Source organism: Pseudoalteromonas sp. APC 3893 (genome assembly GCF_030408095.1).
Lineage (GTDB): Bacteria > Pseudomonadota > Gammaproteobacteria > Enterobacterales > Alteromonadaceae > Pseudoalteromonas.
In genome coordinates, this window is record NZ_JASDCD010000014.1 from 99,750 (window position 1) to 125,995 (window position 26,246).

The window sequence follows — 26,246 nt, forward strand, 5'->3', positions numbered from 1 at the left end:
TTACAGGTACATCCTGATATACTGCATTGATAATTAAAAACAAGCGAAGGAAATTTTCATGTTAAAAACTAGTTTAGCATTGGCAATTGGGCTTTCAAGCTCTCTTGCGATTGCAGCAACGCCTCTTACAGTTGAAGACATTCCAAAGATTCAATCAGTAATACAAACAAGCGTTAGTCCTGATGGCGACAGCGTTGCATTTACTCGTTCTGTACCTCGTGAGCTTTATGTTGATGAAAATGGCAGTAATTACAGTGAACTTTATGTTGTCGATGATGAAGGTGTTGAGCGCCCTTTCATTACAGGCTCTGTCAGCATTAAAAGCATTCAATGGTCAAACGACAGCAAAACCATCTATTTTTTAGCTAAATTAAAAGGCGATAAGTTCACTGCTCTTTACCAAATTCCGGTTGATGGTGGACAAGCACAAAAAGTGTTGTCATTAAAAGGCACGTCTATTTCAAGCTATCAGCTCAGCCCTGACAATAATCAGTTAGCCATTTTAGCTATGCCTGCTGCCAATAAGTCTGATAAAGAACTAAAAAAACTGGGCTTTAAAGCTGAAGTCTATGAGCTTGGTTTAAAAAACAAGCAGCTTTTTATTGTTGATTTGGCAAAAGCCGACAAACCACTCACCCCAACTGCACTTAACGTAGAGAACTACGTGAGTGATGTTAACTGGGCTGCAAATGGTGAAAAGCTCTTAGTTAAAACACAACCGACTGCTTTAATTGATGATAAATACACAAAATCAATGTGGCATTTATTTGATATTGCCAGTAACCAAGTGACTCTATCGTTTAAAACAGAAGGTAAACTCGGCGATGCAGAACTCTCACATGATGGTAAATACATTGCCATTTTAGGTGCCGAGGATAAACACGACCCGGCAACTGGGCGTTTATATATTGCCGATACTAAAACAGCCAAAATTACTGAGTGGTTACCTAATTTTATGGGTCATGTTGCTGATATTGAATGGTCGAATAAACGTAACACCCTTAACTTTATCGCCAACGTAGGCACCGAAAGCTTCGTTGCAAGTATAAAAACCGGTTCAAATAAATATAAAAAGCTGGTTAAAGAAGGTAAGTTTATTGCATCTAATCTGAGTATTTCTGATTCAGATAAAACCATTGCACTTCGTGGTAATACAGCTAAGCACCCTAATGAAGTCTTTATTGTTCGCGGTAAAAAAGCTGAGCGCTTAACTAATTCCAACCAATGGTTAAACAACAAACGTTTTGCTAAGCAAGAAACCATTTCATTAAAAGCCCGTGATGGCGTTGAGATTGATGGTGTACTTGTATACCCACTTGATTACAGTGAAGGCACTCGCTACCCGTTAATTATGTCTGTTCATGGTGGTCCTGAAAGTCATGATAAGAATGGTTGGATAACGAATTACTCGCGCCCAGGTCAAATGGGGGCAGCACGTGGTTATGCAGTATTTTATCCTAACTACCGTGGTTCAACCGGTAAAGGGGTTGAATACTCTAAGCTTGGTCAAAACGACTATGCTGGTAAAGAGTTTGATGACTTGGTTGATTTTAAAAACCACCTTGTTGACATGGGCTTAGTAGATACTAAACGTGTAGGTATCACTGGTGGCTCTTATGGCGGTTATGCATCTGCGTGGGCAGCGACTAAACTGACTAAACATTTCGCTGCAAGTGTAATGTTTGTAGGCGTTACAAATCAGTTATCTAAATTTGGTACTACTGATATTTCAAATGAAATGAACCTAGTACATGCGCGTTCATATCCATGGGATAAATGGCAATGGTACTTAGAGCGCAGCCCAATATACTGGGCGGGTCAATCTGAAACCCCGTTATTAATTATGCATGGTAAAGATGACCCACGTGTTCACCCTGCGCAATCAATGGAAATGTACCGTTACATGAAAGTGCAAGGTAAAGATGTACGCCTTGTATATTACCCTGGCGAAGGGCATGGCAACCGTAAAGTCGCTGCGCAATACGATTACAGCTTACGTTTAATGCGCTGGATGGATAACTACTTAATCGACGGCAATAAAGACATGCCTGCATTTGAAATTGATCATGCAGCTAAACTTAAAACGGTTAAAGACGCAAATAAGTAATTCTTAGCGACAAAGCTTAGATTATCAGGCCAACCACAGTGTTGGCCTTTTTCATTTTAATCGGTAACTTTTACACTGTTTTGCCCTACCCAACACATAAAACAATTAAACCTTATTAAAAACATGACTTTATAATTTGGCTTGAGCCTTGCAATTTAAACCTACAAATGAGCAAAGCAAGGAAACATCATGAATATTTTTGAAGCATTACGTCACGATCACGATAAGCAACGTTCACTTGTCGATGCACTAATTGAAACACATGGTGACTCAGCAAAACGTCAAAAGTTAATGAACGATTTAAAAACCGAGTTAGAAGAGCACGCTAAATTTGAAGAACGGTTTTTCTATAATCCGCTGATGTGTGATGACTTAACACAAGACAAAGCACGTCACAGTGTAGCTGAGCATCATGATATTGATGAATTGGTTGAAGAGCTTGAACAAACTGAAATGAGCTCTCCTGGCTGGCTAGTAACCGCTAAAAAATTGCATCATATTGTGCATCATCATCTTGATGAAGAAGAGCAAGAAGTATTTCAATTGGCAGGTAAGGCGTTAACGCAACACCAGAAACAAGTGTTGGCTGAAAAATACAATAATGCTATGCATTAGTTAACCTTTTTAAACAAAGCCGCGTATAACGCGGCTTTTGCTGTTTTTATTTTACTGTGAATTTCACATCTTGATCACGTAATAGATACAATGCAAAACACGCTGCCCACATCGGCCATGCGGTAAAGAATAACAAGTTATTAAAGCCATCAATATATTGTGCGTATGATGAAAGTGTCGACGCACCATGCATTAAAAAGATTAAGCCATACGTAACGCGTTTTTTAACGCCAGCCATAAATGCTAAAACCAATATTAATTGTAGCGCACCTAAAACATACGCAACGATATCTGTTGAGCCACTGATGCCATAAAAGTGTTCAAAAATACGGGCGCTGTGCCCAGGATTTACAAACTTATCTAAGGTCCACATAAGCATTACTATAAATACACCTAAACGTAATGAAAATAGCGACCATTGCAGGCGGTTTTGGGTATCAGCTGTTATTGTCTGAGTCATTGGTTTTCCTTTCGGGTTTTTACTACTAAAAACAACAAGACCGACTAACTATTAATTTATTACAAAAAAATTTAAATATAAATAATTGAAAAATTTGTGAAAGTATTTTTACCCCATAAAGGTCTCATTAAACGTACATATAAGAAACAGTAGTGAGATCATTTTGAAATATGCATTTTTAGCCCTAAGCATTTGCGCCAGCTTTACATCGTTAGCAAATGCAAACAAAGATATTGAAGTCATACATGTATTGGCAGATAAACTATCAGCACAGCAATTATCGCCTAAAGATGCAACAATCAGCGGTTCGTTTGGTGACGACTTGGCACTTACAGATATAGCCCGTGCCATCACACCTATTTCAAGTGATATGATTGAACAGCTTAATATCACTACACTGCAAGATATTCTCGCTGTTACTCCTAATAGTTATGCGGCTAGTGGCTTTGGTGCCTCCAGTTTACCCACTTTGCGGGGTCAATTAGGTGAGTTATATCAAGATGGTATGCGTCGCCAAGCTGGTAATAATGGCTTTGGTATCCCGGTTTCGTTTAATGCCATTGAGCAAATCGATGTAGTCAAAGGTGCGCCACCGGTTTTGCTCGGTAGCAGTCAGCGTAATGGTGGGTTTGTTAATTTACATTCAAAGACTGCGAGTACTCATGCCTCTCAAGGTAAAATAGTACTCTCAGCAGGACGATGGGATAATTACAGTGCCCAGCTTGATTATTCAGCCCCGATTATAGAAGGTGAAAGTGGCTTTAGAGTCAGCGCTGAGCACATAGATAATAACAGCTTCTATGATTATGCTGGGTATGAAAGTGACAGCTTATTTGCTGCTTTACGCTTTTTACCTGATGATAAAACCAGTTGGGATATGAATTTTGAGCTTTACCAAGTTGATTATACCGATAACGCAGGAATAAACCGCCCAACTCAAGCACTCATCGATGACGGCCTGTACATTACCGGACAAGGCGAACAAGCAAACGGCAGTACAGTGCCTGGTGCTGGCGCTATTGTATCGCCAACGGGGCAAGTGGTGATCCCACGAAGCCAAGTGCTAACCGACCCTGAAAACATAAACAATGCCACCACTTATTTATTACACAGCATTTATAAGCATCAGTTAAATGGTAAAACGGCTATTAAAAACATAACTTATTTTCAGCATCTGCAAAGAGAAGGTATTGCGCAAAACAGTTTTGTCGAAATTATAGATGGTGCAGACACGGCGCAGAGCAGGACCGAGTTAAATTATCAGTGGGATCAAGATCAAAACACTATTTTTGCATTTGATGTTCGCTACAACAAAGTCAAAGGCTATAGTCAATTTACCACCGAGGCAGACTTACCCATTGATTTAACAGGCCCAATTGAAAACCGTCGTATCCCTTTAACTGAGGAACAACAAGCGCGTTTAGTTGAGCTTCGACCAGGTGTGTTTGTCTCCCCGGGCGGTCAGTATGATTTAAATAACGATGGCAGTGGTGACTTTTCATTATCAGATACAACAAACTCCACCAGCTGGCAAACAGGCATTGCCATACAGCATGATAGCCGATGGACTAACACTCTAAGCACCAGTATAGGTTACCGTCTTGATTATTATGATGTTAAAGCAAGTGACCCCATTGCACCAAAAGGGCAAATAGCCGCAAGCGACACGATTGATGAAATTTTACATTCTGCTCAAGCAAGTATTAATTATAAGCTTACCCCAGAACTGACCAGTTATATTACAGCAAGCTATAACCAAGCTACCTCTAATAGTATGGCTGGAGGCACGGTACTTGGCAGCGATAACAAAATTAGTGAACAAAATTTTGCCACCGACAACACCCTTGCTGAAGTCGGTTTAAAGTACTCTCCTAATGATAGCGCTTGGTATATTGATGGCGCACTATTTAATCAACGCCGTAGCTTACGAAACCGTGACGGTAGTAATACCGGTATTCGGACTCAAGGGTTTGAAGCACAAGCTTTTTACGATACAGCTGCTTATTGGTTTAGCATAGGCTATAGTTATATTGATGCACGTTACGATAATTCAGCCAGTAGCCAAGATTCTAGCCAAGTGGCCGATGCATTTGATAATTCGCGCCCTGATATTATAAATGGTACATCAGTAGGTGCGCCTAACTTTGCATCTTTTGCGCCTTCAACACAGCGCGTACAGGGCATTCCAGAGCAGTCTGTGAGTTTTAATGGTGGGGTTTCGATTACCGATGATTGGGATATCGGCCTTGGAGGCATATACACAAAGAGCTACCCATTGGATTATTTAGCAACAGTTTATATACGCGATCAATATACATTAAACGTAAACAGCCGTTATTCATTTAATGAGCAAACATCATTACGTTTAGATATTTCTAATGTAACCAATCAAGATAATTGGCGTCCGGTATTTGAAGGCGGTTATTTTGGTTCAACCTTGGTTTATCCCGAGTTACCTATTCATGCAAAACTTACATTTCAACATAACTTTTAAAAGCGAGTGCACATGTTAAAGAAATTATTACTACTTATTATAGCCTTGCTTACTGTAGGGTTATTTTTTCATTTTGATTTACACCAATTACTTACCTTAGATGGTCTAAAAGGTTCAATGGAGCAATTTAGTCAATGGCGAGAGCAATCTCCTTTGCTCGTTATCGGCGGATTTTTCTTGTTATATGTCGCGGTCACTGCCCTATCGTTACCAGGCGCTGCAATTTTAACTTTAGCTGCGGGCGCTTTATTTGGCTTAGTTGAAGGCCTACTCGTTGCTTCATTTGCTTCAACATTAGGGGCTACATTAGCCTTTTTAGTTTCTCGTTACTTATTACGAGACACAGTAAAAAAACGCTTCCCTGAGCGTCTAGATGCCATTGATAAAGGCGTTGAAAGAGAAGGTGGCTTTTACTTATTTACTTTGCGTTTAGTTCCGGTATTCCCATTCTTTTTAATCAATTTATTAATGGGTGTTACAGCCATCAAAGCATGGACATTCTACTGGGTAAGCCAACTAGGCATGTTGGCAGGTACTTTTGTATATGTTAATGCGGGTACACAACTAGCCCAGATAGACAGCTTGTCGGGCATTTTGTCTCTGAATCTTATTTTATCTTTTGCATTATTGGGTATCTTTCCATTTATCGCTAAAGCAATTATTAACTCTCTAAAAAAACGTAAAGTTTATAAAAACTATAATAAGCCAAAACAGTTCGACCGCAACATGATAGTCATCGGCGGAGGTGCGGGTGGCTTAGTGACCAGTTACATTGCCGCAGCCGTTAAAGCAAAGGTTACCTTAATTGAAGCCGGTGAAATGGGTGGTGACTGTTTAAACTATGGTTGTGTGCCAAGTAAAGCGATTATTAAAAGCGCTAAAGTCGCTGAACAATTTAAACATGCAGACAAGTATGGCTTAGAAAGTAACACTGCAGAGTTTTCATTTAAAAAAGTGATGGCCCGTGTACATCAGGTAATTGCTGATATCGCCCCGCACGACAGTGTTGAGCGCTATACAAAATTAGGTGTTGAAGTACTTAAAGGCTACGCCAAAATAGTTGATCCATGGACAGTGGAAATTAAATTAAACGACGGTAGCAGCCAAACGCTTACTGCTAAAACCCTTGTCATTGCAACCGGTGCACGTCCATTCGTACCACCACTTCCTGGTATAGAAGAAACTGGCTATGTCACTAGCGATACATTGTGGAGCAAATTTGCTGAACTAGATCACGCTCCTAAAAAATTAGTCGTACTGGGCGGTGGCCCAATTGGCTCAGAGCTTGCGCAAAGTTTTTCTAGATTAGGCTCATCGGTTACACAAATCGAAATGGCCGATCGTATTATGATTAAAGAAGATCTAGAGGTCTCTGAATTTGCTACTCGTGCACTCAAAGCCAGTGGCGTAAATGTATTAACTAATCATCAAGCGCTGCGTTGTGAAGCTCGTGATGGTAAAAAGTACATTGTTGTTAAACACCAAGATCAAGAGCTTGAAATTGAATACGACGAACTGCTATGCGCCGTAGGTCGTAGTGCTCGCTTAAAAGGCTATGGGCTTGAAGAGTTAGGGATAGAAACTAACCGTACCATTGTTACTAACGAATACTTAGAAACCCTTTACCCGAACATTTTTGCCGCAGGTGACATTGTAGGGCCTTACCAGTTTACTCATGTTGCAGCACATCAAGGCTGGTACGCTGCTGTTAACGGTTTATTTGGCAACCTGAAAAAATTCAAAGTTGATTACCGTGTGATCCCATGGACGACATTTATTGACCCAGAAGTTGCACGAGTCGGTCTAAATGAACAAGATGCGATTGATCAAGGTATAGATTACGAAATAACCCGTTTTGAATTTGAAGAACTTGACCGAGCAATCACTGAAAGTGCAACCCAAGGTTTCATCAAGGTGATTACCCCTAAAGGAAAAGATAAAATACTCGGTGTTACTGTGGTTTCGGAGCATGCTGGCGACCTAATAGCTGAATTTGTGTTAGCAATGAAACACGGCTTAGGCCTTAACAAAATACTTGGCACTATTCATAGCTACCCAACATGGGCTGAGGGTAACAAGTACGCAGCAGGTGAATGGAAACGTGCGCATGCGCCACAAACCGTGCTTAATTGGCTTGAAAAATACCACACTTGGCGCAGAGGCTGATATGAAATTAGCTTACCACTTGTTGTTAGTTATGGTGTTGGCTTTTATAGCCAGCACCACAGTGCAAGCTGAGCAAAAATCAAATGCAATTCATCAACCTTGGAATGAATTGCTCAACAAACACGTCAAAATCATTAATGAAGGCGTAGGTACTCAAGCTGATTATACCGGGTTTAAAACTGAGCAAGCAAAATTGCAGGCCTACTTAAAGACATTATCTCAGGTAGAAAAGAGCGACTTTGACAGTTGGAGTAATGCGACCCAATTAGCCTTTTTGATTAATGCATACAATGCTTGGACCATTGAATTTATACTAAGTGAATACCCAAATATAGACTCTATTAAAGAGCTGGGCAGCTTTTTTAGTTCACCTTGGAGCAAAGAGTTTATACCGTTATTAGGTGAGGTTCACAGCTTAGATAATATTGAACATACTTTGATCAGAGGTGAGAATAAGTATAACGAACCGCGTATTCACTTTGCAGTTAACTGTGCAAGCATCGGTTGCCCTGCTTTGCGAGCCCAAGCTTATATTGCGCCTGAGTTAAACAAACAACTTGAGCAACAAACAACGCTCTTTTTGGCTGATAAAACACGCAACTACGCTGATGGGGATACTTTGTATCTTTCATCAATCTTTAAATGGTATCAAGATGACTTTGAAAAAGGCTTTGCTGATTCACATTCTTTAGCCAGCTTTATTTTATTATATTCAGATGCGATAAACTTAAATGCAGAGCAACAACAGCTATTAAAAAGTAATGCCATGAAAATAGAGTTTTTAGATTACGATTGGGCACTGAATGATATTCAGTAAATGTTACCCCTTTAACTGTCAAAAGAGTTGTTTTCGGGCTATTATTTTAATGCTATTAGCCATTTCATGGATACCGACTGGATCAGCTTCAGACTGGCAAGAAGTTGTTAAAAAAGGTGAAAATAGCACTGTGTATTTTCATGCTTGGGGTGGCGACCCACAAATTAATAAATACATTGAGTGGCTGGCTGATCAAGTAAAGCAAAAACACAACATTGACTTACACCACATAAAACTCACTGACACCAGCGAAGCAGTCAGTCGTGTACTTGCAGAAAAATCTGCGGGAAATCATCATAACGGTAAAGTAGATCTTATTTGGATCAATGGGGCTAATTTTGCTGCCATGGCTCAACATGGTTTATTAACACCGAACTGGGCAGAGCAGCTACCAAACTTTGCGTTAACAAACCCAATAAAAAACCCAGCCGTTACCTTAGACTTTGGCGTACCTACTCATGGTATGGAATCTCCATGGGGGCAAGCGGCCCTGACATTTTATTATGATAGCCAAGCTACTCAAAGTCCTCCGTATACATTACAAGATTTACTTTCTTGGAGCGCAAAAAACAGCGGCCGCTTTACTTATCCAAAACCGCCTGATTTTATCGGGGTGAGTTTTCTAAAATATGCCTTGATTAGCTTAACGCCGAAAGATAAACAGCACTTACTCTATCAAGCAGCCACTAAAGAAACAGCCGCTATAATATTGCCCAAACTATGGCACTATTTAGATGCTTTACACCCAAACCTATGGCGCAAAGGCCACTTTTTTGTCTCTAATAGCACAGCACTTCGGCGCTTAATGGGTGACACTGAGTTAAGCTTAGCATTAACGTTTTCTGCAGCAGAAGTACCAGCAGCCGTTGAACGTTACGATTTACCCACGAGTATTCGCAGCTATGCCATGCACGACGGTAGCCTCAGTAATATTCACTTTGTGGCTATCCCCTATAATGCGACTCAGAGTAATAGCGCACAGATTGTGGCTAACTTTATGTTAAGTGTACCGGCGCAAGCTAAAAAGCAACAACCCTCTGTATGGGGTGATCAAACCGTACTTGACCTTTCCACACTCAGTACGGAACAAGCGGCGCTATTCAATCAAACAACCGCACACCCAAGCAGCTTAACAGTAAGCTCTAAAAGCCCTTCTCTAGCCGAGCCTCATCCAAGTTGGGTGGCATTAATAAACCAACAATGGTTGATGCGATATGGGGCAAAAAGTAACATGCAGAAGGTAAATTAATGATCAAATCCCGTGATTTTTTTACTCAAGCTGTACTGCTATCTCCAAAATTACTCATGGCTTTACTGATTCTACCTGTTTTAGGTGGCCTTGTTGGCGTGTTATTACCCGCGTTCGGTTATATCCCAGCACTCAATAAAATGAGCTTTTCACTAGAAGGCTTTACTGCACTTTTTAACACCCCCGGGTTTTGTCAGATGGTGCTGCTGAGCATATCTAGTGCACTGGCTAGTACCTTACTTGCCTTTGTAATCACTACATTGATACTTGCTTGTTATTTTAATAGCCCTTGGCTTTATCGAATTCAGCGCTTATTAGGGCCTATTTTAGTCATACCACATGCAGCAGCAGCTATTGCTATTAGTTTTTTAATCACTCCCTCAGGAATGATATCACGGCTATTTTCACCTTGGCTCACTGCTTGGCAAACCCCACCAGATTGGCTATTGCCGCATGACTCATGGGGGATTAGTATGATTTTAGGCCTGACATTAAAAGAGTTACCTTTTTTATTATTGATGGCACTTGGTGCGTTATCACAAGCTGATTTAGGCGCTAAATTACGTGCCCAGCATAAAATAGCCCTGAGCTTAGGTTATTGCCCAATGACGGCTTTTTTTAAAGTTGTACTACCTAACTTGTATCCTTTTTTACGGTTACCCTTACTCGCTGTTCTGGCTTATGCCAGTGCCAATGTTGAGATACCACTCATCTTAGGGCCTAATGCGCCTCCTACTCTCGCAGTGGCAATAATGCACTGGTTTAACGATGTAGATTTAACGTTACGAATCAAAGCCTCTGCAGGCGCTATAATTCAACTGGTATTGACCGTTATTTTATTAGTTTCTTGGTGGTTACTTGAAAAGTTAACCAAGCGTGTCAGCCAAACAAGCATAATCAATGGCAAACGTGATTACGCAGGCCATCTTGTTATGCGTTTTACTCATGCGACAACGTTCATTTTGATCAGCTGTGTTGTACTTTCGTTAGCTGGCCTTGTACTTTGGTCTTTTGCAGGGTATTGGCGTTTTCCAGCAAGTTTGCCAGACCAATTTGTGACTATGCATTGGCATAATGCACTAATGCAAATGCACACATCATTAATAAATACTCTTTTAATAGGCTTTGCAGCCACATTTATTGCAATTATATTTGCTTTATTCACCCTAGAAGCAGAACAACAACGGGCACAAAGTTTGTCTCGCTTTGCAAGCTTAGTTATTTATTTGCCGATGCTTATTCCAAGCATTGCGTTTTTATTTGGCTTAGTGTGGTTACAAGAACAAGTTAATAGTCAGCATGCATTATTCAATGTTATTTTTAGTCATTTGTTATTCGTTGTTCCCTATGTTTTTTTATCACTAGCCAGTAGCTATCGACGACTAGACCCACGCTTTGCTAATTTGGCAGCAAGTTTAGGCGCCACCCCAGCTAATGTATTTTGGCGAGTAAAACTACCGATGCTGATGAGCCCAATTTGTATTGCTTTTGCTCTTGGATTGGCCATTAGTTTTAGTCAATATTTACCCACTTTATTGAATGGCGGCGGGCGAATAGACACCATTACTACTGAAGCAGTTACATTGGCAAGCGGTGCCAGCAGACGAGTCAGTTCAGTTTATGCATTAATGCAAATGCTGTTGCCTGCACTTGCTTTTGCACTGGCCTGGTTTATCCCTAAACTCCTAAATAAATATCAACATAAGGCGTAAGATGAACTCTTTATTAGCTATTAAGCAACTTACTATCTGGCGTCAGCAAACCCAACTGATCAGTATTGATGAGTCTATACAAGGAGGAGAAATTCTCAGCATTATGGGCCCGTCAGGCAGTGGAAAATCAACGCTATTGAATTGGCTTACTGGCATGTTGCCTCATCAGTTTCGCGCTCAAGGTAGCTTGTTTTTAAATCAACAAGACATCACTCAGATCCCAAGCCACCAACGCCATATTGGCTTGTTATACCAAGACCCTTTGTTATTTCCGCATTTATCGGTTGCTGGCAATATTGCTTTTGCAATGCCAAATGGTGTTAAAAAACACCGTACTGATAAAATATCTCACGCCCTTGAGCAAGTTGGTTTAGGTGGCCTAGAGCAGCGTAACCCAGCCAATTTATCTGGCGGGCAACAAGCTCGAGTAGCATTATTGCGTGTTTTATTAAGTGAGCCTAAAGCTATCTTACTGGATGAGCCCTTTAGTAAGCTCGACAGTCAACTACGCCAAGAAACGCGCCAACTGGTGTTTAATCAAATACGAGAGCACCAATTGCCCGCAATAATGGTAACCCACGATCAGAGTGATACTGATGCCGCCAATGGTAAAGTTATTAATTTAAGCTCACAGGAAAACACCTATGCTTGATAAATATATCACCCCAGTAATCAAACCACTGTTACTGCCTGTGGTTATGTTTCTAGACAAACAAAAAATAACACCAGATCAATTGACAGTGATTGGCTTTATTATTGGTCTACTCGCAGTGCCATTATTAGCATTTGAATTATGGTACGGTGCGCTTATCGCCATCGCTATTAACCGTATTTTTGATGGCCTTGATGGCGCACTAGCTCGTTACAGTCAACAAAGCTCAAGTGCGGGGGGCTTTTTAGATATCACCTTAGACTTTTTATTTTATGCTGCGATCCCCCTTGGTTTTATATTGGCGAACCCTGAGCAAAATGCCATTGCAGGGGCCATTTTATTAGCCACTTTTATTGGCACTGGCTCAAGCTTTTTAGCCTTTGCTATTGCCGCTGAAAAATTTAAGCTTGAAAAACCACAGTTTAAATATAAAAGCTTTTATTATTTAAATGGGCTGACTGAAGGCACAGAAACCATTGCCCTGTTTATTGCTTTTTGTATTTGGCCTCAGCACTTTGCCATTCTGGCCTGTATATTTGCGTTTGCATGTGCGATTACTATTGTTACTCGTATTTATGGCGGCTACCTCACGCTTAAACAACAAGAGTCTGCTCTACATGAATAATGAGCTTTATTGGCGACTCGGCTTTTTCATCAGTATCTTAGCAATCATGATGTTGCTTGAGAGGTTAAAACCTGCTCGTAAATCCCTTGTTGCGGCTAAACACCGTTGGTTTGCAAACTTTAGCTTAGTGTTTATATCATCCGTGACTGCTCGTTTAACTGTGCCCATCGGGTTAACTGCATTAGCAATTTACAATACCGAGCAAGGTTTTGGTCTTTTTAACTTGATCCAACTACCACTTTGGTTAACTATTCTGCTGAGTGTATTAATACTCGATATGCTTATATATTGGCAACACAGGCTATTCCATCGAGTACCATTACTCTGGCGTTTGCACAAAGTACATCATGCTGACAACCACATAGATGCAAGTACAGGGCTACGCTTTCACCCACTTGAAATTGTACTCAGTATTTTAATCAAACTTATTGCCGTTACAGCGTTAGGCGCACCAGCTATCGCTATACTCATATTCGAAATTGCACTGAATGGTTTTGCTTTGTTTAATCATGCTAATATTCGGTTACCCAAAAAGCTAGAACAAGTTTTGCGGTTTATAGTTATCACTCAGCAGCTACACCGTATTCATCACAGTCAGCGACCAGATGAAACCAACAGTAATTATGGCTTTAGTGTGATCTGGTGGGACAAGTTGTTTGGAAGTTATAAAACCTGCGCAACTGAAGATGATACAAACTTGAAAATTGGTTTAAGGCAGTACCCTGCGAACAAAAAAAATGCATCAATAATAACCTTATTACTAATGCCTTTTAAAGTTTGAACAAATTTTAAGCCTGAAAGGTCAACACACCCTAATTTATCGTTATACCATGCCAAGCTTATTGCAATGGATGTTTATCATATGCCGTGTCAATTTTAAGATTGAAGAGATACAAGCTGGTATTATTTTCTTAATTACAATATTGTTATAATCTAATTAGTTATAAACTTCACTCTGGCATTGCTGTGCTGATAGAAGTGGATTAAGTTACTTAATAATGCTGTTCGCACAAGGATATTTGTAAATGCGATTTCTATACTTTGTGGCTTGGATGAGTTCCTTGTCTTTTTTTCACGATGCTCAAGCAAACGAGCAAACGTGTATTTCTTGCCACAAAGCCGAAGTACTTGATTGGCAACGCTCAGACCACTTTCATGCCATGGAGCCAGCTACATTAAAGACCGTATTGGGTAACTTTGATAACCAAACACTCGACTACCAAGGACAGCAAGCTCGTTTTTTCACTGAGAATGAAAAGCTAGTTATTAGCATGCCAGATCTCGAAGGTACATTAACGAATTACCCCGTACTTTTTACCTTTGGCTATCAACCCTTACAGCAATATATGTTTGATATGGGGCAAGGGAAAATCCAATTATTTCCTTTTGCATGGGACTCTCGCACGAAAGAGCAAGGTGGGCAACGCTGGTTTGTGCTGCATCCTGAGCAAAAAAAACATGATATATTTCACTGGTCGCAAATGGGACAAAATTGGAACCACATGTGTGCAGATTGCCACTCTACAGATTTTAAAAAACAATTTGACCTACAAAGTAACAGCTTTAAGTCTACGTTTACGCAAATAAATGTTGGCTGCCAAGCCTGTCATGGTGATACTCAGCAACACCTCATCTGGGCCAATGGTGATACTGATATTAAAGACAAAGGCTTCTCGGTCAATATTAGTAAAAAAACACCATTGTTTACTCGCCAAGCTGATGGCGGTATGAAAAGTGTTCAGCCGCTAAAAAGCTCAGCGCAAATACCGGTTTGTGCAACGTGTCATTCTAGGCGCAGCCAAACTACCGACAGAGTGGAGCCTCATGAGTTTTTAAAACAGTTTCAACCATCACTCATCACTCCTGAGCTATACCATGTCGATGGCCAAGTATGGGATGAAGATTATGTATGGGGTTCGTTTGAGCAAAGTAAAATGTTTGCAGCAGGTGTCACGTGTAGCAATTGCCATAACCCTCATTCTGGTAAGTTAAAGCTGCCAGGTAACCAAACCTGTACTCAATGCCACACAAGTGAGGTATTTGATACACCGGATCATCATGGTCATAAGATCTATAATGCGGGCAGTCAATGCGTTAATTGCCATATGCCTGCGACAACCTACATGCAAGTAGATGCTAGACGCGATCACAGCTTTAGAGTACCGCGTCCGGATTTAACATTGAAAACCCAAGCACCTAATGCATGTAATAGTTGCCATGAAGACAAAACGCCTCAGTGGGCGGTGAAAAATATTAAGCTGTGGCACCCAAGTTCAAAACACATGGGAAGTGATCATTTTTCACAGGCCTTTCACGCAGCTGATAACCAGTTACCTAATAGTTCATCCATGCTAACAAAGGTTGCTCAAAATAAAGACTTCCCTGATATTATTCGTGCATCGGCACTCACTCGTATGGCAAATACACCCGATAACAATGCCGTTATGGCAATTACTAGAGCGATAAAAGAAGATGAACCATTGAAACGCCAAGCCGCTATAGTCGCTGCGATGCCGTATGAAATATCACAGCGCTGGCGCATGCTAAACAGCTTATTAGATGACTCGCGTTTACCAATACGCAGTGCAGCCGCCCGTGCACTTGCTGCGATGCTGATTGAACCATTCCCTGGTGGCTTGAATGAAACTGATACTAAACGACTCACAAATGCATTAAACGAATACAAGCAAGCTCAGTCTTACCAAGCTGAGCGTGGCTTCTCACATACAAATTTAGGTAACTTAGCACTTGAGCTTGATCAACCAGAGCAAGCAAAAGCGCACTATTTAACGGCAATTAAAGTGGAAGATATTTTCATTCCAAGCTATGTCAATTTAGCAGACCTCTGTCGTATTCAAGGTGACGAAGTTGCGGCACAAAACATTTTAAAGCAAGGGCTTAAAGTAAATGCTGAAGCGGCTGATTTACATTATTCTTTGGCAATGAGTTACATTCGAGTGAAAAACAAGCAATCTGCTTTAGGGCATTTACAAAAAGCGGCAGATTTATCTACTGATAATGCTAATTACAATTACACGTATGCAATACTGTTACAGGATATGGGGCAAATGGAGCACGCTTTAGGCGCACTGAAAAAAGCATTTAGGATCACCCCAAATAACCCTGATATCAGCTATAGTTTAGCTCAAGCGTACTTAGCCAATAAGCAGTATGACTTAGCAATGCGTTATGCCAAAAATTTAGCACAACTGGTTCCTGGTAACCAACAGGTACAACAATTTATACAACAGATAAAAATGATGCAAAGTCTAAATAAATAAGGACAGTAACTCTGATAGACGAGTTGCTCTTATTGAATAAGGTAGCATTAAGGAAGCAGATTCCAGTGTATTAGTCTAAGTTCTACAGCAACATACTTTACCATACATAGTTTTAAAATTACTATACAACAACCGTCTACATGTACCAAAACGTACGTGTGTAATTATGCAGTAATATTAGAAGTAAGTAAATTAGGGTCAGTTTATCTTTGCTGATTAAAATTCATTCAAACCAGAAGCATTTAATCGCGGTGCGAAGTTTGTAATCTAGTGGGCTAAGTCAAAACCGAGCAACAAAGAGTAAATCGCCCCTAGGCAGAATCTGTTTAGGTTTAGTATAGGTATTTATAGAGAATGCAAAGGAGTTTCAAGTGTATAAAGTATGGCAATTAGGTATTTTTCTATTATTAAGTTCTGTGGCACATAGCCAAGAAAAAGCTGAAGAACTAAGTTACGATGGACTTCTGAGTAATTATAAGTACGATTTTACTCCCCTATTTTTTGATATTGAATCTCAGCAACAATCATTAAAAATGGCCTATATCTATTTACCAGCCAAAGGTAACAAACCTGTTGTAACACTGATGCATGGTAAAAACTTTAATGCTCATTATTGGACATCAACCGCACAGCTTTTACAAAAACTTGGCTATGGGGTATTAATGCCTGATCAAATTGGTTTTGGTAAATCATCTAAGCCAAAAAATTACCAATTCTCGTTTGCAGCGCTTGCTCATCACACTCACGCTTTAATGACCTCTCTTAATATTAAAAGCTCAATTGTTTTAGGTCACTCAATGGGCGGCATGCTTGCTAGTCGATTTGCTTTAATGTATCCAGATATGACTGACAAACTCATTCTAATGAACCCTATCGGTCTTGAAAACTATCTGCAATATGTACAATACAAAGACACTGATTTTTTCTATAAAAATGAATTAGCTAAAACTCCTGAGGGAGTTAAACAGTATCAGCAAAAGAATTACTATGATGGTAAATGGAATAGCCAATTCGAGTCACTTACTCACTTTATTACTGGCCAAATTCAAGGCCCAGATCAAAAGAAAATCGCATGGGTCAACGCAAAAACCTACGATATGATTTTTACCCAACCAGTGATCACCGAGTTTGCTAACCTCACAATGCCAGTTAAGTTAATCATTGGTACTCGGGACAGAACAGGTCCAGGCCGAAACTGGAAAAAGCAAGGTGTTGACTATGAACTTGGACGCTACGATAAGCTCGGTAAATCAGCCGCAGCATTAATTTCAAATTCAGAGCTATTTGAACTGGATAATATCGGTCACCTACCGCATATTGAAGACTTTGATCGCTTTAAAAAGGTGTTTATAAAAGCGTTGGAAGGTAAATAATTGAAAGTTAAAGCTAGTAACTCTCGTCATCGCTGAATACGTTGACAGAGAGTTCTTCATTCATCGTTTCAAAAACTAAAAAATTAATCGGCTTACAACAAACCTGGCAGTCTTCAATATATTGTTGATCTACGTCAGCGGGGTCAAGCAGTACTTCGATATGCTCACCACAATAAGGGCATGCGATGGTTTTTTCTGTTAATTGATTCATCGGTTAAAACTTCCTCTATTAATTTACAAGCCAGTATTGATAAAGATACTCCGTATATTTATCTCTACACTCTACTTTATAGCAATGGCAGAGCTTCATAGCTAGGTACGTTGTTGAAACTTTTTGCCCATGTCGCACAACTACCCACATAGATTTTAGCCGTTGGCTGAATTGTAACTGCGCTATCCAGGCTACCAGCAGGAACCACAATACAATTCATTTTCTCAACTCTTGTTGGAAGTGCAGACCCACAGTTTTGACAAAAGCTTCTGCTGTGTAATGTGTTAGCATGCTGGTAATTTTTAACTTCAGCTTCGCCTTGTATCCAGTTAAGTGTTGCTGCAGATGCAAACAAATTTGCAGCATGTGCTGAACCTGAATCTTTTCGGCAATGACCGCAATAACAGAGGAAGAATGAGTGAAAATCGCCATAAAGCTCATACTTCACGCAGCCACATAAACACGAGCCTAAATATTGCTTACCCATAGAGCCTGATTTATGAAGTGCCATACTTATTATCCTTAGTGTCATATTGCTTGTTATAGAATAGCTATAATATTAACAGTACTTATTGTAAAGTGCTGTTAACTTGCTCAAGTAAGACTGCTGTTGTCCATTCAAGCCCATAATATGGAATATCAGGCTGATAATAGAATCCTTTTTCACGGGGTCTATCTACATACACTTTATTAGGAATAATCATCTTGCTCAACCCAGAAGGTGTATCAATTAACCTGATTTCCATATAAGTAGAGTCTGAACTACTTGGCGCGCCAAAAAGCTCTGTATTTGAAAACAGCTTAAAAGTATCAACAGCATCCAGGCAGGCGCTACCGCACTGCCCTGGAACAATCACCATCGCTTTATTTTGAAAAGCGCTACTTGTTACTTCATCTAAACTGCGCTCAGGTGGCTGATTATGCTCAACGTAAAACGCATCTCCTTCATGTAACGATAGTTGCATGCCCGCAGAAACTTCTTTTACCATTTGGTACATTTCTGGTTGGTCTTTTAAAATTGCCTTTAATGACTCTACATATTCGGTATTATCTTTTGATGCGCGCCACCAAACTTGAGTTTTTGCGTTCGCTTTTTCTCTACGATAACTAACGATTTGTTGCCCCCATAACTGCTCTGCAACTTTTAGACTCCAAAAAGAAGATCCCCCTTGGTTATGGCGAAGATCAAGAATTACCGCTTTGGCCGTTAATAACTGGGCGCGCTGCTTTGCTAAATCGGCAAATAGTTTTCGGTAATCAGCCTGTTGTTGTTCATTGGGTGAAAATGTTGGCATTGCAATCCAAGCGATATCCTTATTTGCCCAATGAAGACCGATAGGGAGCTCATCCCCATTAAAAGCATGTCCTAGTTGCTCGCGAACGTTTTGTCGGCGAACAGACCACTTAAGTTGCACACTATAAGTCGCTCCATTTACGTTGACAAAATCACAGCTTTTTATTTTAGGCAAAAATGGGTTTCCTTCATCAATAAGCAATCGCCGGCCTTGATTCCACCATTGCCTAGGCAGCTAAACCTGCCCATGAAATGTAAAAATGGTTTTGCGTATTAAAACGTGCAATTGCAGCTGCATAGGCCTGAGGCGTTGTTACTTGTTTAGCAAGCTCTAGGGCTTGGTATCTAGCACTATCGAGTAACTCTGGAAAATCAAGGTTGAGTTTGTCAAACAGACCCGGGTGATTCGCCGCTGTTTGCGCGTAGGCATATTGAATATCTTGCTCTGTTACAGCTTGCCACTGCGTTGCAGTTCGCTGCAGATCCTGCATAGAGCTGGCTTCATCATTTTGCGCATAAACATGGGCTGCTAGTAAAGACATAACGACCACTAGTAGCTTAGGAGACGATTTAACCACCTTCTTCATACAAATCCTTTTTAATTATTATATTTTACTGATACCTAAGTAAACCAAACTCTAAAATGTAACTAGTTTATATACAAAAAAGCGCAGCCAGTGGCCACGCTTTGCATTACTTAATTAAATTACAGCTTCGCTTAAACCGCGTTTAAAAAAAGCCGAGTGGATCTTCGCTGTAGCTAACCAACAAATTTTTAGTTTGCTGATAATGGTCAAGGGCGAGTTTGTGGGTTTCGCGACCTATGCCTGATTTTTTATAGCCGCCAAATGCAGCATGGGCTGGATACATATGGTAACAGTTCGTCCACACACGGCCGGCCTCTATCTTACGGCCAAAGTGATAAGCGCGATTCATATTACGGCTCCATACGCCTGCACCTAAACCAAACTCTGAGCTGTTAGCAAGTTCAAGCGCTTCTGCTTCATCTTTAAAGGTCGACATTGAAATAACTGGGCCAAAAATTTCTTCTTGGAAAACTCGCATATCGTTAGTACCTTTAAGCAAAGTAGGCTGAATGTAATAACCGCCATTTAGCTCATCACTTAATTGCTCAACATTACCTCCCGTGAGTACTTCTGCCCCTTCTTTTTTACCAATTTCAATATAACTAAGAATTTTATCAAACTGAGCTTGTGATGCTTGCGCACCCACCATGGTTTCACTATCAAGGGGATTGCCACGTTTAATTTGTAAAGTGCGCTGTAAAATACGTTCAATAAACTGCTCGTAAATATCTTCTTGAATAAACAAACGCGACGGGCAAGTACACACTTCACCTTGATTAAAGTAAGCAAGCACCGCACCTTCAATGGCTTTACTTAAAAATGAATCGTCTTTGTCCATCACATCGTTAAAGAATATATTGGGTGATTTCCCCCCAAGCTCAACAGTGGATGGAATAATGTTATCTGCGGCACATTTTAAAATATGTGAGCCAACTGGCGTCGAGCCAGTAAAGGCAATTTTAGCGATACGAGTACTGGTTGCCAGTGCCTCCCCTGCTTCTTTACCAAAGCCATTTACGACATTTAAAACCCCTGCTGGTAGCAGATCACCAATAATTTCCATCAATACTAGAATGGAGGCTGGAGTTTGCTCCGCGGGTTTTAGAATCACACAGTTCCCCGCAGCAAGCGCTGGCGCGAGTTTCCAAGCAGCCATTAAAATTGGGAAGTTCCAAGGGATTATTTGCCCGACTACGCCCAGCGGCTCGTGAAAATGATAGGCAACGGTGGTTTCGTCTATCTCACCAATACTGCCTTCTTGGCCGCGAATACAACCGGCAAAATAGCGAAAGTGATCTGCTGCCAGCGGAATATCGGCCACTAAAGTTTCGCGAATTGCTTTACCGTTATCCCATGTTTCTGCAACAGCGAGTAGCTCTAAGTTTTGTTCAATACGATCAGCAATTTTTAATAAAATATTGCTACGCTCTGTGACTGAAGCTGTGCCCCAAGCCACTTTTGCTTCGTGGGCTTTATCAAGCGCAAGCTCAATATCCGCTTTATCTGAGCGCGGTATTTTACAAAATACCTTACCGTTTACAGGACTAATATTTTCAAAGTACTGGCCATTAACTGGCTCAACCCATTGCCCACCAATATAATTACCATACTGAGATTTAAAGTTAATGAGTGCACCGTCACTGCCTGGATTTGTATAGATCATTGTGTGTGTCCTATATTCAAGTTGTTGTTAAATTCACTGCCGAAAAGGCAAATCTAGCGGGGAATTATTGGTTATTTATCCGCCATTTATTGACATTAGCGCATAACAGGCTTACAAACTTGATTACCGGTCCAAAAAACGTGTCTGTGTGTCCAGACTTACAAGTGAGGTAAAATGGCGGCTTATTTAACTAAAGATAAACTCACCAAACAGCGACAAGCAGTTGATGTACTTATCGAAAACAAAGTTACTTTTGCCTCAGATAACGCACAGCTGAGTATTTACGATACCTACCAGGATGCACAAAAAGTGGCGCTGCATTCCAGCGAACTATTGTTTTGTGGCATGATCAGCGGTAAAAAAATCATGCATGTTGGCGACAGTGATTACCACAAAGAGTTTTTACCACAGCAGTCATTTGTGCTAGCACCTGAGCAAGGTGTACTGATTGATTTTCCAGAAGCGTCAGTTAAACAACCAACCACCTGTTTAGCAATTGAAATAAGCCGTGATAAAATTAGCCAAGTCGCTGATGCACTTAATATGCAGCAACAAATAAGCAATGATGATTTTTTTCAATACATCCCTAAACTTATCCATGCCGAGCATAATCAACAAACCCAACAGTTACTTGAGCGTATGATTGGTTTATTCAGTGAAAACGAGCAAGATCGACATTATTTAATAGAGCTTTCAGTTAATGAATTAATCACTCGCCTGTTACAACAACAAAGTCGCGATTTAATGCTCGCTAATTGCCATCAACCACAAATTAATTGCAGCCTTAATAACGCGCTGGATTACTTAGCTGAAAACCTTAATCAACCTCTCGATATCGATAAGTTATGCAAAATAGCCTGTATGAGCCGCAGTAAGTTTTATCAACAATTTAAACTTGCGTTTGGACAAAGCCCTGCATTATGGCTACAACAATTACGACTTAAGAAAGCACAAACCCTACTAAAATCAGGTCAAAAAGTAAGTGCTGTATGCTACGAATTGGGCTTTAATAACCCAAGTCATTTTAGCCGTTTATTTAAACAAGCTTTTGGCATAACGGCTAAAAGTATTGCGATGAAAGTAAAACAAGACAAACATAGTTAAAATAGCTCTATATAAATAATGGCTTTAAATTAAGATATTTTGACACACATCACATATAAACAGGAAAAACGATACAAAAGTTAATTTTTTTAGTCGGTAGATATATACTATGGTTAGTTTATTTTAATTTTTACAACAGTATTTTTTAAGTATTGTTCTAGGAAGCTTATATGTTTGTCGCGAAAAAAAGCTATTTATCAGTTAAGAATAAATATGATGGATTATTAAAAGAAGTCGAGGCATTAAAAGCTAACAACAATGCCCTTACTATTGAAAACCAAGAATTACAAGAGCAGCTCAACCACTTTACAGCCAATGATAATAACGAATTTAAGGAAAGCTTATTAACAAGTTCAATTGAGTGTATCAACCAAATAGAGCATGTTCGTCAAACTGTTTTAGAGTCATATCTTACAATTGATGAAGAAAGCAAAGTGAGTTATCAAATAAGTGAGTTACTTGATAACTCAAACACATCACTGAGTCACATCGTCCATGAGATGGAACAAATGGCACGCAAAATGGGGAGTATGACTGACAATATTTCAGGCCTTTCTAACATGGCTGACAGTATAAATGATTTTGTTGTTACCATTTCTAAAATTTCAGATCAAACAAACCTACTTGCTTTAAATGCCGCTATAGAAGCCGCTAGAGCTGGTGAAGCAGGCCGAGGTTTCAGTGTTGTTGCGGACGAAGTTAGAACATTAGCAACCAATACCAATCAATCTGCACAGGAAGTATCTGAGCTTGTGAAAGGGATCATAGATAAAACAACTGAAACCGTTAACTCAGTCTCTGATATTCAACATAATAATTCTCAACTATCTACTAATTTCGATTCTTTAAACAGTGATTACAGTACTATTATCAGCCACTGCACAAATATGAAGAACACAATCACGAGCGCAGCTATTCGATCGTTTATTCAAACAGTTAAACTTGATCATATTGTGTGGAAAGGAGAGGTATATGCCGTTGCAAATGGCTCTTTGAATAAGTCAGTTGATGACTTTACTGATCACACTATGTGTCGTTTAGGCCAATGGTACAACTCTGATCAGGCTCTGGATTTTAAAAACCTTAATGCGTTCAAACAACTTGAAGAACCACATAGAGAAGTGCACCGCAATGGTGTTGAAGCTTTAGTTCTTATTCATAATAATGAAAGAATTAAAGCAATCAAGCATATAAACTTAATGGAGGCTGCAAGTGAGCAAGTAATGAGTTTACTCGATAGACTCATGGCTCCCTAAACTAGCTTATAAGATAGAGGTTCGTTTACTCAGGCTAACCTCTACTCAATCATTTAATGAGCCATGCAGTTACTCAATTGCCTTATACTTTGCTTTAACTTTACTCATGCCAACTGGCTAACGCCAGCAGAGCTTGTTCTTTTGAAAATTAACCTCGACTATTACTTGTATCTGCTCCCCTAAAAAGCGGATAATTGCAGCTAAATGAAAATATACTTATCAAGCCTGGCACAAACACTTAGCTGCCTTGCTTTTTAGTGCGCATGAAGGTGGACCAACTCAATGGAAATTAAAGTTAATTTTCTCGATAATCTTAGGTTAGAAGCTAAGTTTGACGATTTTTCTGTGATCGCAGATCAACCAATCCGTTATAAAGGGGATGGCTCTGCGCCAAGTCCATTTGACTATTTTTTAGCATCGTCAGCTTTATGCGCTGCGTACTTTATAAAAGTGTATTGCAATGCCCGTGATATTTCGACCGACGGCATTCGTGTTGCGCAAAACAACATCGTTGACCCTGAAGATCGTTACAATCAAATTTTCCAAATTCAAGTTGAGCTGCCTGAAAGCATTTCTGAAAAAGACCGTACCGGTATCCTACGTTCAGTTGACCGCTGTACAGTTAAGCGCGTTATTCAAACCAAGCCTGAATTTAAAATTGACGCAGTAGAAAGCCTCGATAACGATGCCCAAGCCATGTTAATGGCAAAGCCTGAGGGTAGCGAAAATACCTTTATTCTAGGTAAAGACTTGCCTCTTGAGCAAACCATTGCAGATATGACCGCGATTTTAGCCGACTTAGGTATGAAGATTGAAATCTCATCGTGGCGCAATATCGTACCAAACGTATGGTCGTTACATATTCGTGATGCCGCCTCTCCAATGTGTTTTACCAATGGGAAAGGCGCAACCAAAGAAAGCGCATTGTGCTCTGCCCTTGGCGAGTTTATCGAGCGCTTAAATTGTAACTTTTTCTATAATGATCAATTCCTTGGTGAAGAAATTGCCAACAGTGAGTTTGTCCATTACCCAAATGAAAAATGGTTTGCACTTACCGATGACGATTCATTGCCAGAAGGCATTTTAGACGACTACACGCTAAGCATTTATAACCCTGAAGATGAGCTGTGTGGTTCGCACCTAATCGACACTAACTCAGGTAATGTTGAACGCGGTATTTGCTCTATTCCCTATGTACGTCAATCTGACGGCGAAACCGTATACTTCCCATCAAACTTAATTGAAAACTTATTTTTAAGTAACGGCATGAGCGCCGGTAATAACTTTGCCGAAGCCAAAGTACAATGTTTATCTGAGATTTTTGAGCGTGCGGTTAAGCGCCAAATTATCGAGCAAGAAATTGTATTACCAGACGTACCAGACGCAGTGCTTGCTAAATACCCAGGTATTGTTGCCGGTATTAAAGGGCTAGAAGAGCAAGGCTTTCCAGTTGTGGTAAAAGATGCCTCGCTTGACGGTCAATTTCCAGTAATGTGCGTGACCTTAATGAACCCAAAAACTGGTGGTGTATTTGCTTCATTTGGCGCGCATCCAAGTTTTGAAGTCGCCCTTGAACGTAGCTTAACTGAGCTATTACAAGGTCGCAGCTTTGAAGGTTTAAATGACGTACCAAAACCAACATTTAACAGTATGGCCGTATCTGAGCCGGAAAACTTTGTTGAACACTTTATTGACTCAACAGGTAAAATCTCGTGGCGCTTTTTCAGTGCCAAGCACGATTATAACTTTGTTGAATGGGACTTCTCGGGTACGAACGAAGAAGAAACGGCAAGCCTATTCGGTATTTTAAAAGACTTAGGTAAAGAAGCATACATTGCTGAGTTTTCAGATTTAGGCACTGCATGTCGTATTTTAGTGCCTGATTACTCTGAAGTTTATCCTGTTGAAGATTTAATTTGGGATAACACCAATAAATCCCTTAAATACCGTGAAGACATTTTAAACCTGCACAGTTTAAATGAAGATCAACTGGCCGATTTAGTTGAGCGCTTAGAAGACAGCCAGCTTGATAACTATATCGACATTATCACCCTAATTGGCGTTGAGTTTGACGAAAACACCGTTTGGGGCCAGTTAACGATTCTTGAGCTTAAGCTGTTAATTTACTTAGCACTGGGTGACTTAGAAGCGACGATGGAGCTGGTTGAAACCTTCTTACAATTTAACGATAACACCGTTGAACGCGGGTTATTTTACCAAGCAATGCATGCAACGCTGGAAGTTGCCTTAAGTGATGACCTGGAAATAGAAGACTATATTTATAGCTTTACTCGTATGTTTGGCCAAGAAGTCATGGATGCCGTGGTAGGCTCAATCAATGGCGATGTTGTGTTTTATGGCTTAACACCGACCAACATGCAACTTGAAGGGTTAGAGCGTCATCAGCGTTTAATTGACAGCTACAAAAAACTTCACGCCGCACGCGCTGAAAAAGCTAAATAAAGAGTATGAGCGCGAGTTTGCGAGTTTGCGAGTTTGCGAGTTTGCGAGTTTGCGAGTTTGCGAGTTTGCGAGTTTGCGAGTTTGCGAGTTTGCGAGTTTGCGAGTTTGCGAGTTTGC

Annotated in this window: 21 protein-coding genes; 15 read left to right on the forward strand and 6 right to left on the reverse strand. The window is 40.3% G+C overall.

Features of this window, described 5'->3' with window-relative positions:
* The first annotated feature begins 58 nt into the window (after positions 1–58).
* Together QMA12_RS15385 and QMA12_RS15390 are read left to right on the forward strand one after the other, a co-directional pair.
* Positions 59–2,107: a S9 family peptidase gene (locus tag QMA12_RS15385; RefSeq protein ID WP_290210511.1), complete on the forward strand. Its 2,049-nt coding sequence runs from the start codon at positions 59–61 to the stop codon at positions 2,105–2,107.
* A 189-nt stretch (positions 2,108–2,296) separates the two neighbouring features.
* The gene (locus QMA12_RS15390) at positions 2,297–2,722 is read left to right on the forward strand and encodes a hemerythrin domain-containing protein (RefSeq protein WP_290210510.1); all 426 of its coding nucleotides are present in this window, start codon (positions 2,297–2,299) and stop codon (positions 2,720–2,722) included.
* A 46-nt stretch (positions 2,723–2,768) separates the two neighbouring features.
* Here the strand turns inward: QMA12_RS15390 and QMA12_RS15395 are convergent, their stop codons facing one another.
* The gene (locus QMA12_RS15395; RefSeq protein WP_290210509.1) at positions 2,769–3,182 is read right to left on the reverse strand and encodes a hypothetical protein; all 414 of its coding nucleotides are present in this window, start codon (positions 3,180–3,182) and stop codon (positions 2,769–2,771) included.
* A gap of 163 nt (positions 3,183–3,345) precedes the next feature.
* On the opposite strand from QMA12_RS15395, the gene QMA12_RS15400 reads away from it, so the two are divergent.
* The 10 genes from QMA12_RS15400 to QMA12_RS15445 all read left to right on the forward strand — a co-directional run bounded on the left by QMA12_RS15400 (position 3,346) and on the right by QMA12_RS15445 (position 17,551).
* Positions 3,346–5,676 (forward strand): TonB-dependent receptor, encoded by a 2,331-nt coding sequence (locus QMA12_RS15400; RefSeq protein WP_290210508.1) that lies wholly within the window; start codon positions 3,346–3,348, stop codon positions 5,674–5,676.
* A gap of 12 nt (positions 5,677–5,688) precedes the next feature.
* Positions 5,689–7,842 carry an FAD-dependent oxidoreductase gene (locus tag QMA12_RS15405; RefSeq protein WP_087533439.1) on the forward strand — a complete coding sequence of 718 codons (2,154 nt, stop codon included), beginning with the start codon at positions 5,689–5,691 and terminating at the stop codon, positions 7,840–7,842.
* Between the two features lie 31 nt (positions 7,843–7,873).
* On the forward strand, positions 7,874–8,659 hold the full coding sequence (locus QMA12_RS15410; RefSeq protein ID WP_290210555.1) for a DUF547 domain-containing protein: 786 nt from the start codon (positions 7,874–7,876) through the stop codon (positions 8,657–8,659).
* Between the two features lie 49 nt (positions 8,660–8,708).
* Positions 8,709–9,908, forward strand: a complete 1,200-nt coding sequence (locus QMA12_RS15415) for an ABC transporter substrate-binding protein (RefSeq protein WP_290210507.1) — start codon at positions 8,709–8,711, stop codon at positions 9,906–9,908.
* Entirely contained in the window at positions 9,908–11,620 is a 1,713-nt protein-coding gene (locus tag QMA12_RS15420) for an ABC transporter permease subunit (RefSeq protein ID WP_290210506.1), read from the forward strand. Before QMA12_RS15415 ends, QMA12_RS15420 begins: the two co-directional genes overlap by 1 nt.
* 1 nt (position 11,621) lies before the next feature.
* The gene (locus QMA12_RS15425) at positions 11,622–12,272 is read left to right on the forward strand and encodes an ATP-binding cassette domain-containing protein (RefSeq protein WP_290210505.1); all 651 of its coding nucleotides are present in this window, start codon (positions 11,622–11,624) and stop codon (positions 12,270–12,272) included.
* Positions 12,265–12,897 (forward strand): CDP-alcohol phosphatidyltransferase family protein, encoded by a 633-nt coding sequence (locus QMA12_RS15430; protein ID WP_087533444.1) that lies wholly within the window; start codon positions 12,265–12,267, stop codon positions 12,895–12,897. Before QMA12_RS15425 ends, QMA12_RS15430 begins: the two co-directional genes overlap by 8 nt.
* Positions 12,890–13,678, forward strand: a complete 789-nt coding sequence (locus QMA12_RS15435; RefSeq protein WP_087533445.1) for a sterol desaturase family protein — start codon at positions 12,890–12,892, stop codon at positions 13,676–13,678. The genes QMA12_RS15430 and QMA12_RS15435 overlap by 8 nt, the downstream gene beginning before the upstream one ends.
* 244 nt (positions 13,679–13,922) lie before the next feature.
* A complete protein-coding gene (locus tag QMA12_RS15440; protein WP_290210504.1) occupies positions 13,923–16,178 on the forward strand; it encodes a tetratricopeptide repeat protein in 2,256 nt (751 codons plus the stop codon).
* A 371-nt stretch (positions 16,179–16,549) separates the two neighbouring features.
* Positions 16,550–17,551 (forward strand): alpha/beta hydrolase, encoded by a 1,002-nt coding sequence (locus QMA12_RS15445; protein WP_290210503.1) that lies wholly within the window; start codon positions 16,550–16,552, stop codon positions 17,549–17,551.
* 13 nt (positions 17,552–17,564) lie between these two features.
* Here QMA12_RS15445 and QMA12_RS15450 read toward each other — a convergent pair whose 3' ends face one another.
* The 5 genes from QMA12_RS15450 to QMA12_RS15470 all read right to left on the reverse strand — a co-directional run bounded on the left by QMA12_RS15450 (position 17,565) and on the right by QMA12_RS15470 (position 21,306).
* Entirely contained in the window at positions 17,565–17,762 is a 198-nt protein-coding gene (locus QMA12_RS15450) for a CPXCG motif-containing cysteine-rich protein (protein ID WP_290210502.1), read from the reverse strand.
* 76 nt (positions 17,763–17,838) lie between these two features.
* The gene (locus QMA12_RS15455; protein WP_290210501.1) at positions 17,839–18,273 is read right to left on the reverse strand and encodes a GFA family protein; all 435 of its coding nucleotides are present in this window, start codon (positions 18,271–18,273) and stop codon (positions 17,839–17,841) included.
* 58 nt (positions 18,274–18,331) lie between these two features.
* Complete coding sequence (locus QMA12_RS15460) at positions 18,332–19,231, reverse strand: S41 family peptidase (protein ID WP_290210500.1); 900 nt, start codon at positions 19,229–19,231, stop codon at positions 18,332–18,334.
* 52 nt (positions 19,232–19,283) lie between these two features.
* Complete coding sequence (locus QMA12_RS15465) at positions 19,284–19,643, reverse strand: hypothetical protein (protein WP_290210499.1); 360 nt, start codon at positions 19,641–19,643, stop codon at positions 19,284–19,286.
* A gap of 142 nt (positions 19,644–19,785) precedes the next feature.
* The gene (locus QMA12_RS15470) at positions 19,786–21,306 is read right to left on the reverse strand and encodes an aldehyde dehydrogenase family protein (protein WP_290210498.1); all 1,521 of its coding nucleotides are present in this window, start codon (positions 21,304–21,306) and stop codon (positions 19,786–19,788) included.
* A gap of 174 nt (positions 21,307–21,480) precedes the next feature.
* Here QMA12_RS15470 and QMA12_RS15475 point away from each other — a divergent pair, with 174 nt between their 5' ends.
* The 3 genes from QMA12_RS15475 (at position 21,481) to QMA12_RS15485 (ending at position 26,129) form a co-directional block, all read left to right on the forward strand.
* Complete coding sequence (locus QMA12_RS15475) at positions 21,481–22,410, forward strand: AraC family transcriptional regulator (protein ID WP_087534672.1); 930 nt, start codon at positions 21,481–21,483, stop codon at positions 22,408–22,410.
* A gap of 170 nt (positions 22,411–22,580) precedes the next feature.
* The gene (locus tag QMA12_RS15480) at positions 22,581–23,666 is read left to right on the forward strand and encodes a methyl-accepting chemotaxis protein (RefSeq protein ID WP_087534673.1); all 1,086 of its coding nucleotides are present in this window, start codon (positions 22,581–22,583) and stop codon (positions 23,664–23,666) included.
* Between the two features lie 282 nt (positions 23,667–23,948).
* A complete protein-coding gene (locus tag QMA12_RS15485; protein ID WP_087534674.1) occupies positions 23,949–26,129 on the forward strand; it encodes an OsmC domain/YcaO domain-containing protein in 2,181 nt (726 codons plus the stop codon).
* Positions 26,130–26,246 lie beyond the last annotated feature (117 nt).

Coding starts and splice junctions, on each gene's coding strand:
- QMA12_RS15425 (WP_290210505.1), top strand. CDS start 11,622: ATGAACTCTTTATTAGCTATTAAGCAACTTACTATCTGGCGTCAGCAA.
- QMA12_RS15390 (WP_290210510.1), top strand. CDS start 2,297: ATGAATATTTTTGAAGCATTACGTCACGATCACGATAAGCAACGTTCA.
- QMA12_RS15470 (WP_290210498.1), bottom strand. CDS start 21,306: ATGATCTATACAAATCCAGGCAGTGACGGTGCACTCATTAACTTTAAA.
- QMA12_RS15415 (WP_290210507.1), top strand. CDS start 8,709: ATGCTATTAGCCATTTCATGGATACCGACTGGATCAGCTTCAGACTGG.
- QMA12_RS15465 (WP_290210499.1), bottom strand. CDS start 19,643: ATGAAGAAGGTGGTTAAATCGTCTCCTAAGCTACTAGTGGTCGTTATG.
- QMA12_RS15395 (WP_290210509.1), bottom strand. CDS start 3,182: ATGACTCAGACAATAACAGCTGATACCCAAAACCGCCTGCAATGGTCG.
- QMA12_RS15405 (WP_087533439.1), top strand. CDS start 5,689: ATGTTAAAGAAATTATTACTACTTATTATAGCCTTGCTTACTGTAGGG.
- QMA12_RS15440 (WP_290210504.1), top strand. CDS start 13,923: ATGCGATTTCTATACTTTGTGGCTTGGATGAGTTCCTTGTCTTTTTTT.
- QMA12_RS15435 (WP_087533445.1), top strand. CDS start 12,890: ATGAATAATGAGCTTTATTGGCGACTCGGCTTTTTCATCAGTATCTTA.
- QMA12_RS15450 (WP_290210502.1), bottom strand. CDS start 17,762: ATGAATCAATTAACAGAAAAAACCATCGCATGCCCTTATTGTGGTGAG.
- QMA12_RS15480 (WP_087534673.1), top strand. CDS start 22,581: ATGTTTGTCGCGAAAAAAAGCTATTTATCAGTTAAGAATAAATATGAT.
- QMA12_RS15485 (WP_087534674.1), top strand. CDS start 23,949: ATGGAAATTAAAGTTAATTTTCTCGATAATCTTAGGTTAGAAGCTAAG.
- QMA12_RS15455 (WP_290210501.1), bottom strand. CDS start 18,273: ATGGCACTTCATAAATCAGGCTCTATGGGTAAGCAATATTTAGGCTCG.
- QMA12_RS15430 (WP_087533444.1), top strand. CDS start 12,265: ATGCTTGATAAATATATCACCCCAGTAATCAAACCACTGTTACTGCCT.
- QMA12_RS15420 (WP_290210506.1), top strand. CDS start 9,908: ATGATCAAATCCCGTGATTTTTTTACTCAAGCTGTACTGCTATCTCCA.
- QMA12_RS15410 (WP_290210555.1), top strand. CDS start 7,874: ATGGTGTTGGCTTTTATAGCCAGCACCACAGTGCAAGCTGAGCAAAAA.
- QMA12_RS15385 (WP_290210511.1), top strand. CDS start 59: ATGTTAAAAACTAGTTTAGCATTGGCAATTGGGCTTTCAAGCTCTCTT.
- QMA12_RS15475 (WP_087534672.1), top strand. CDS start 21,481: ATGGCGGCTTATTTAACTAAAGATAAACTCACCAAACAGCGACAAGCA.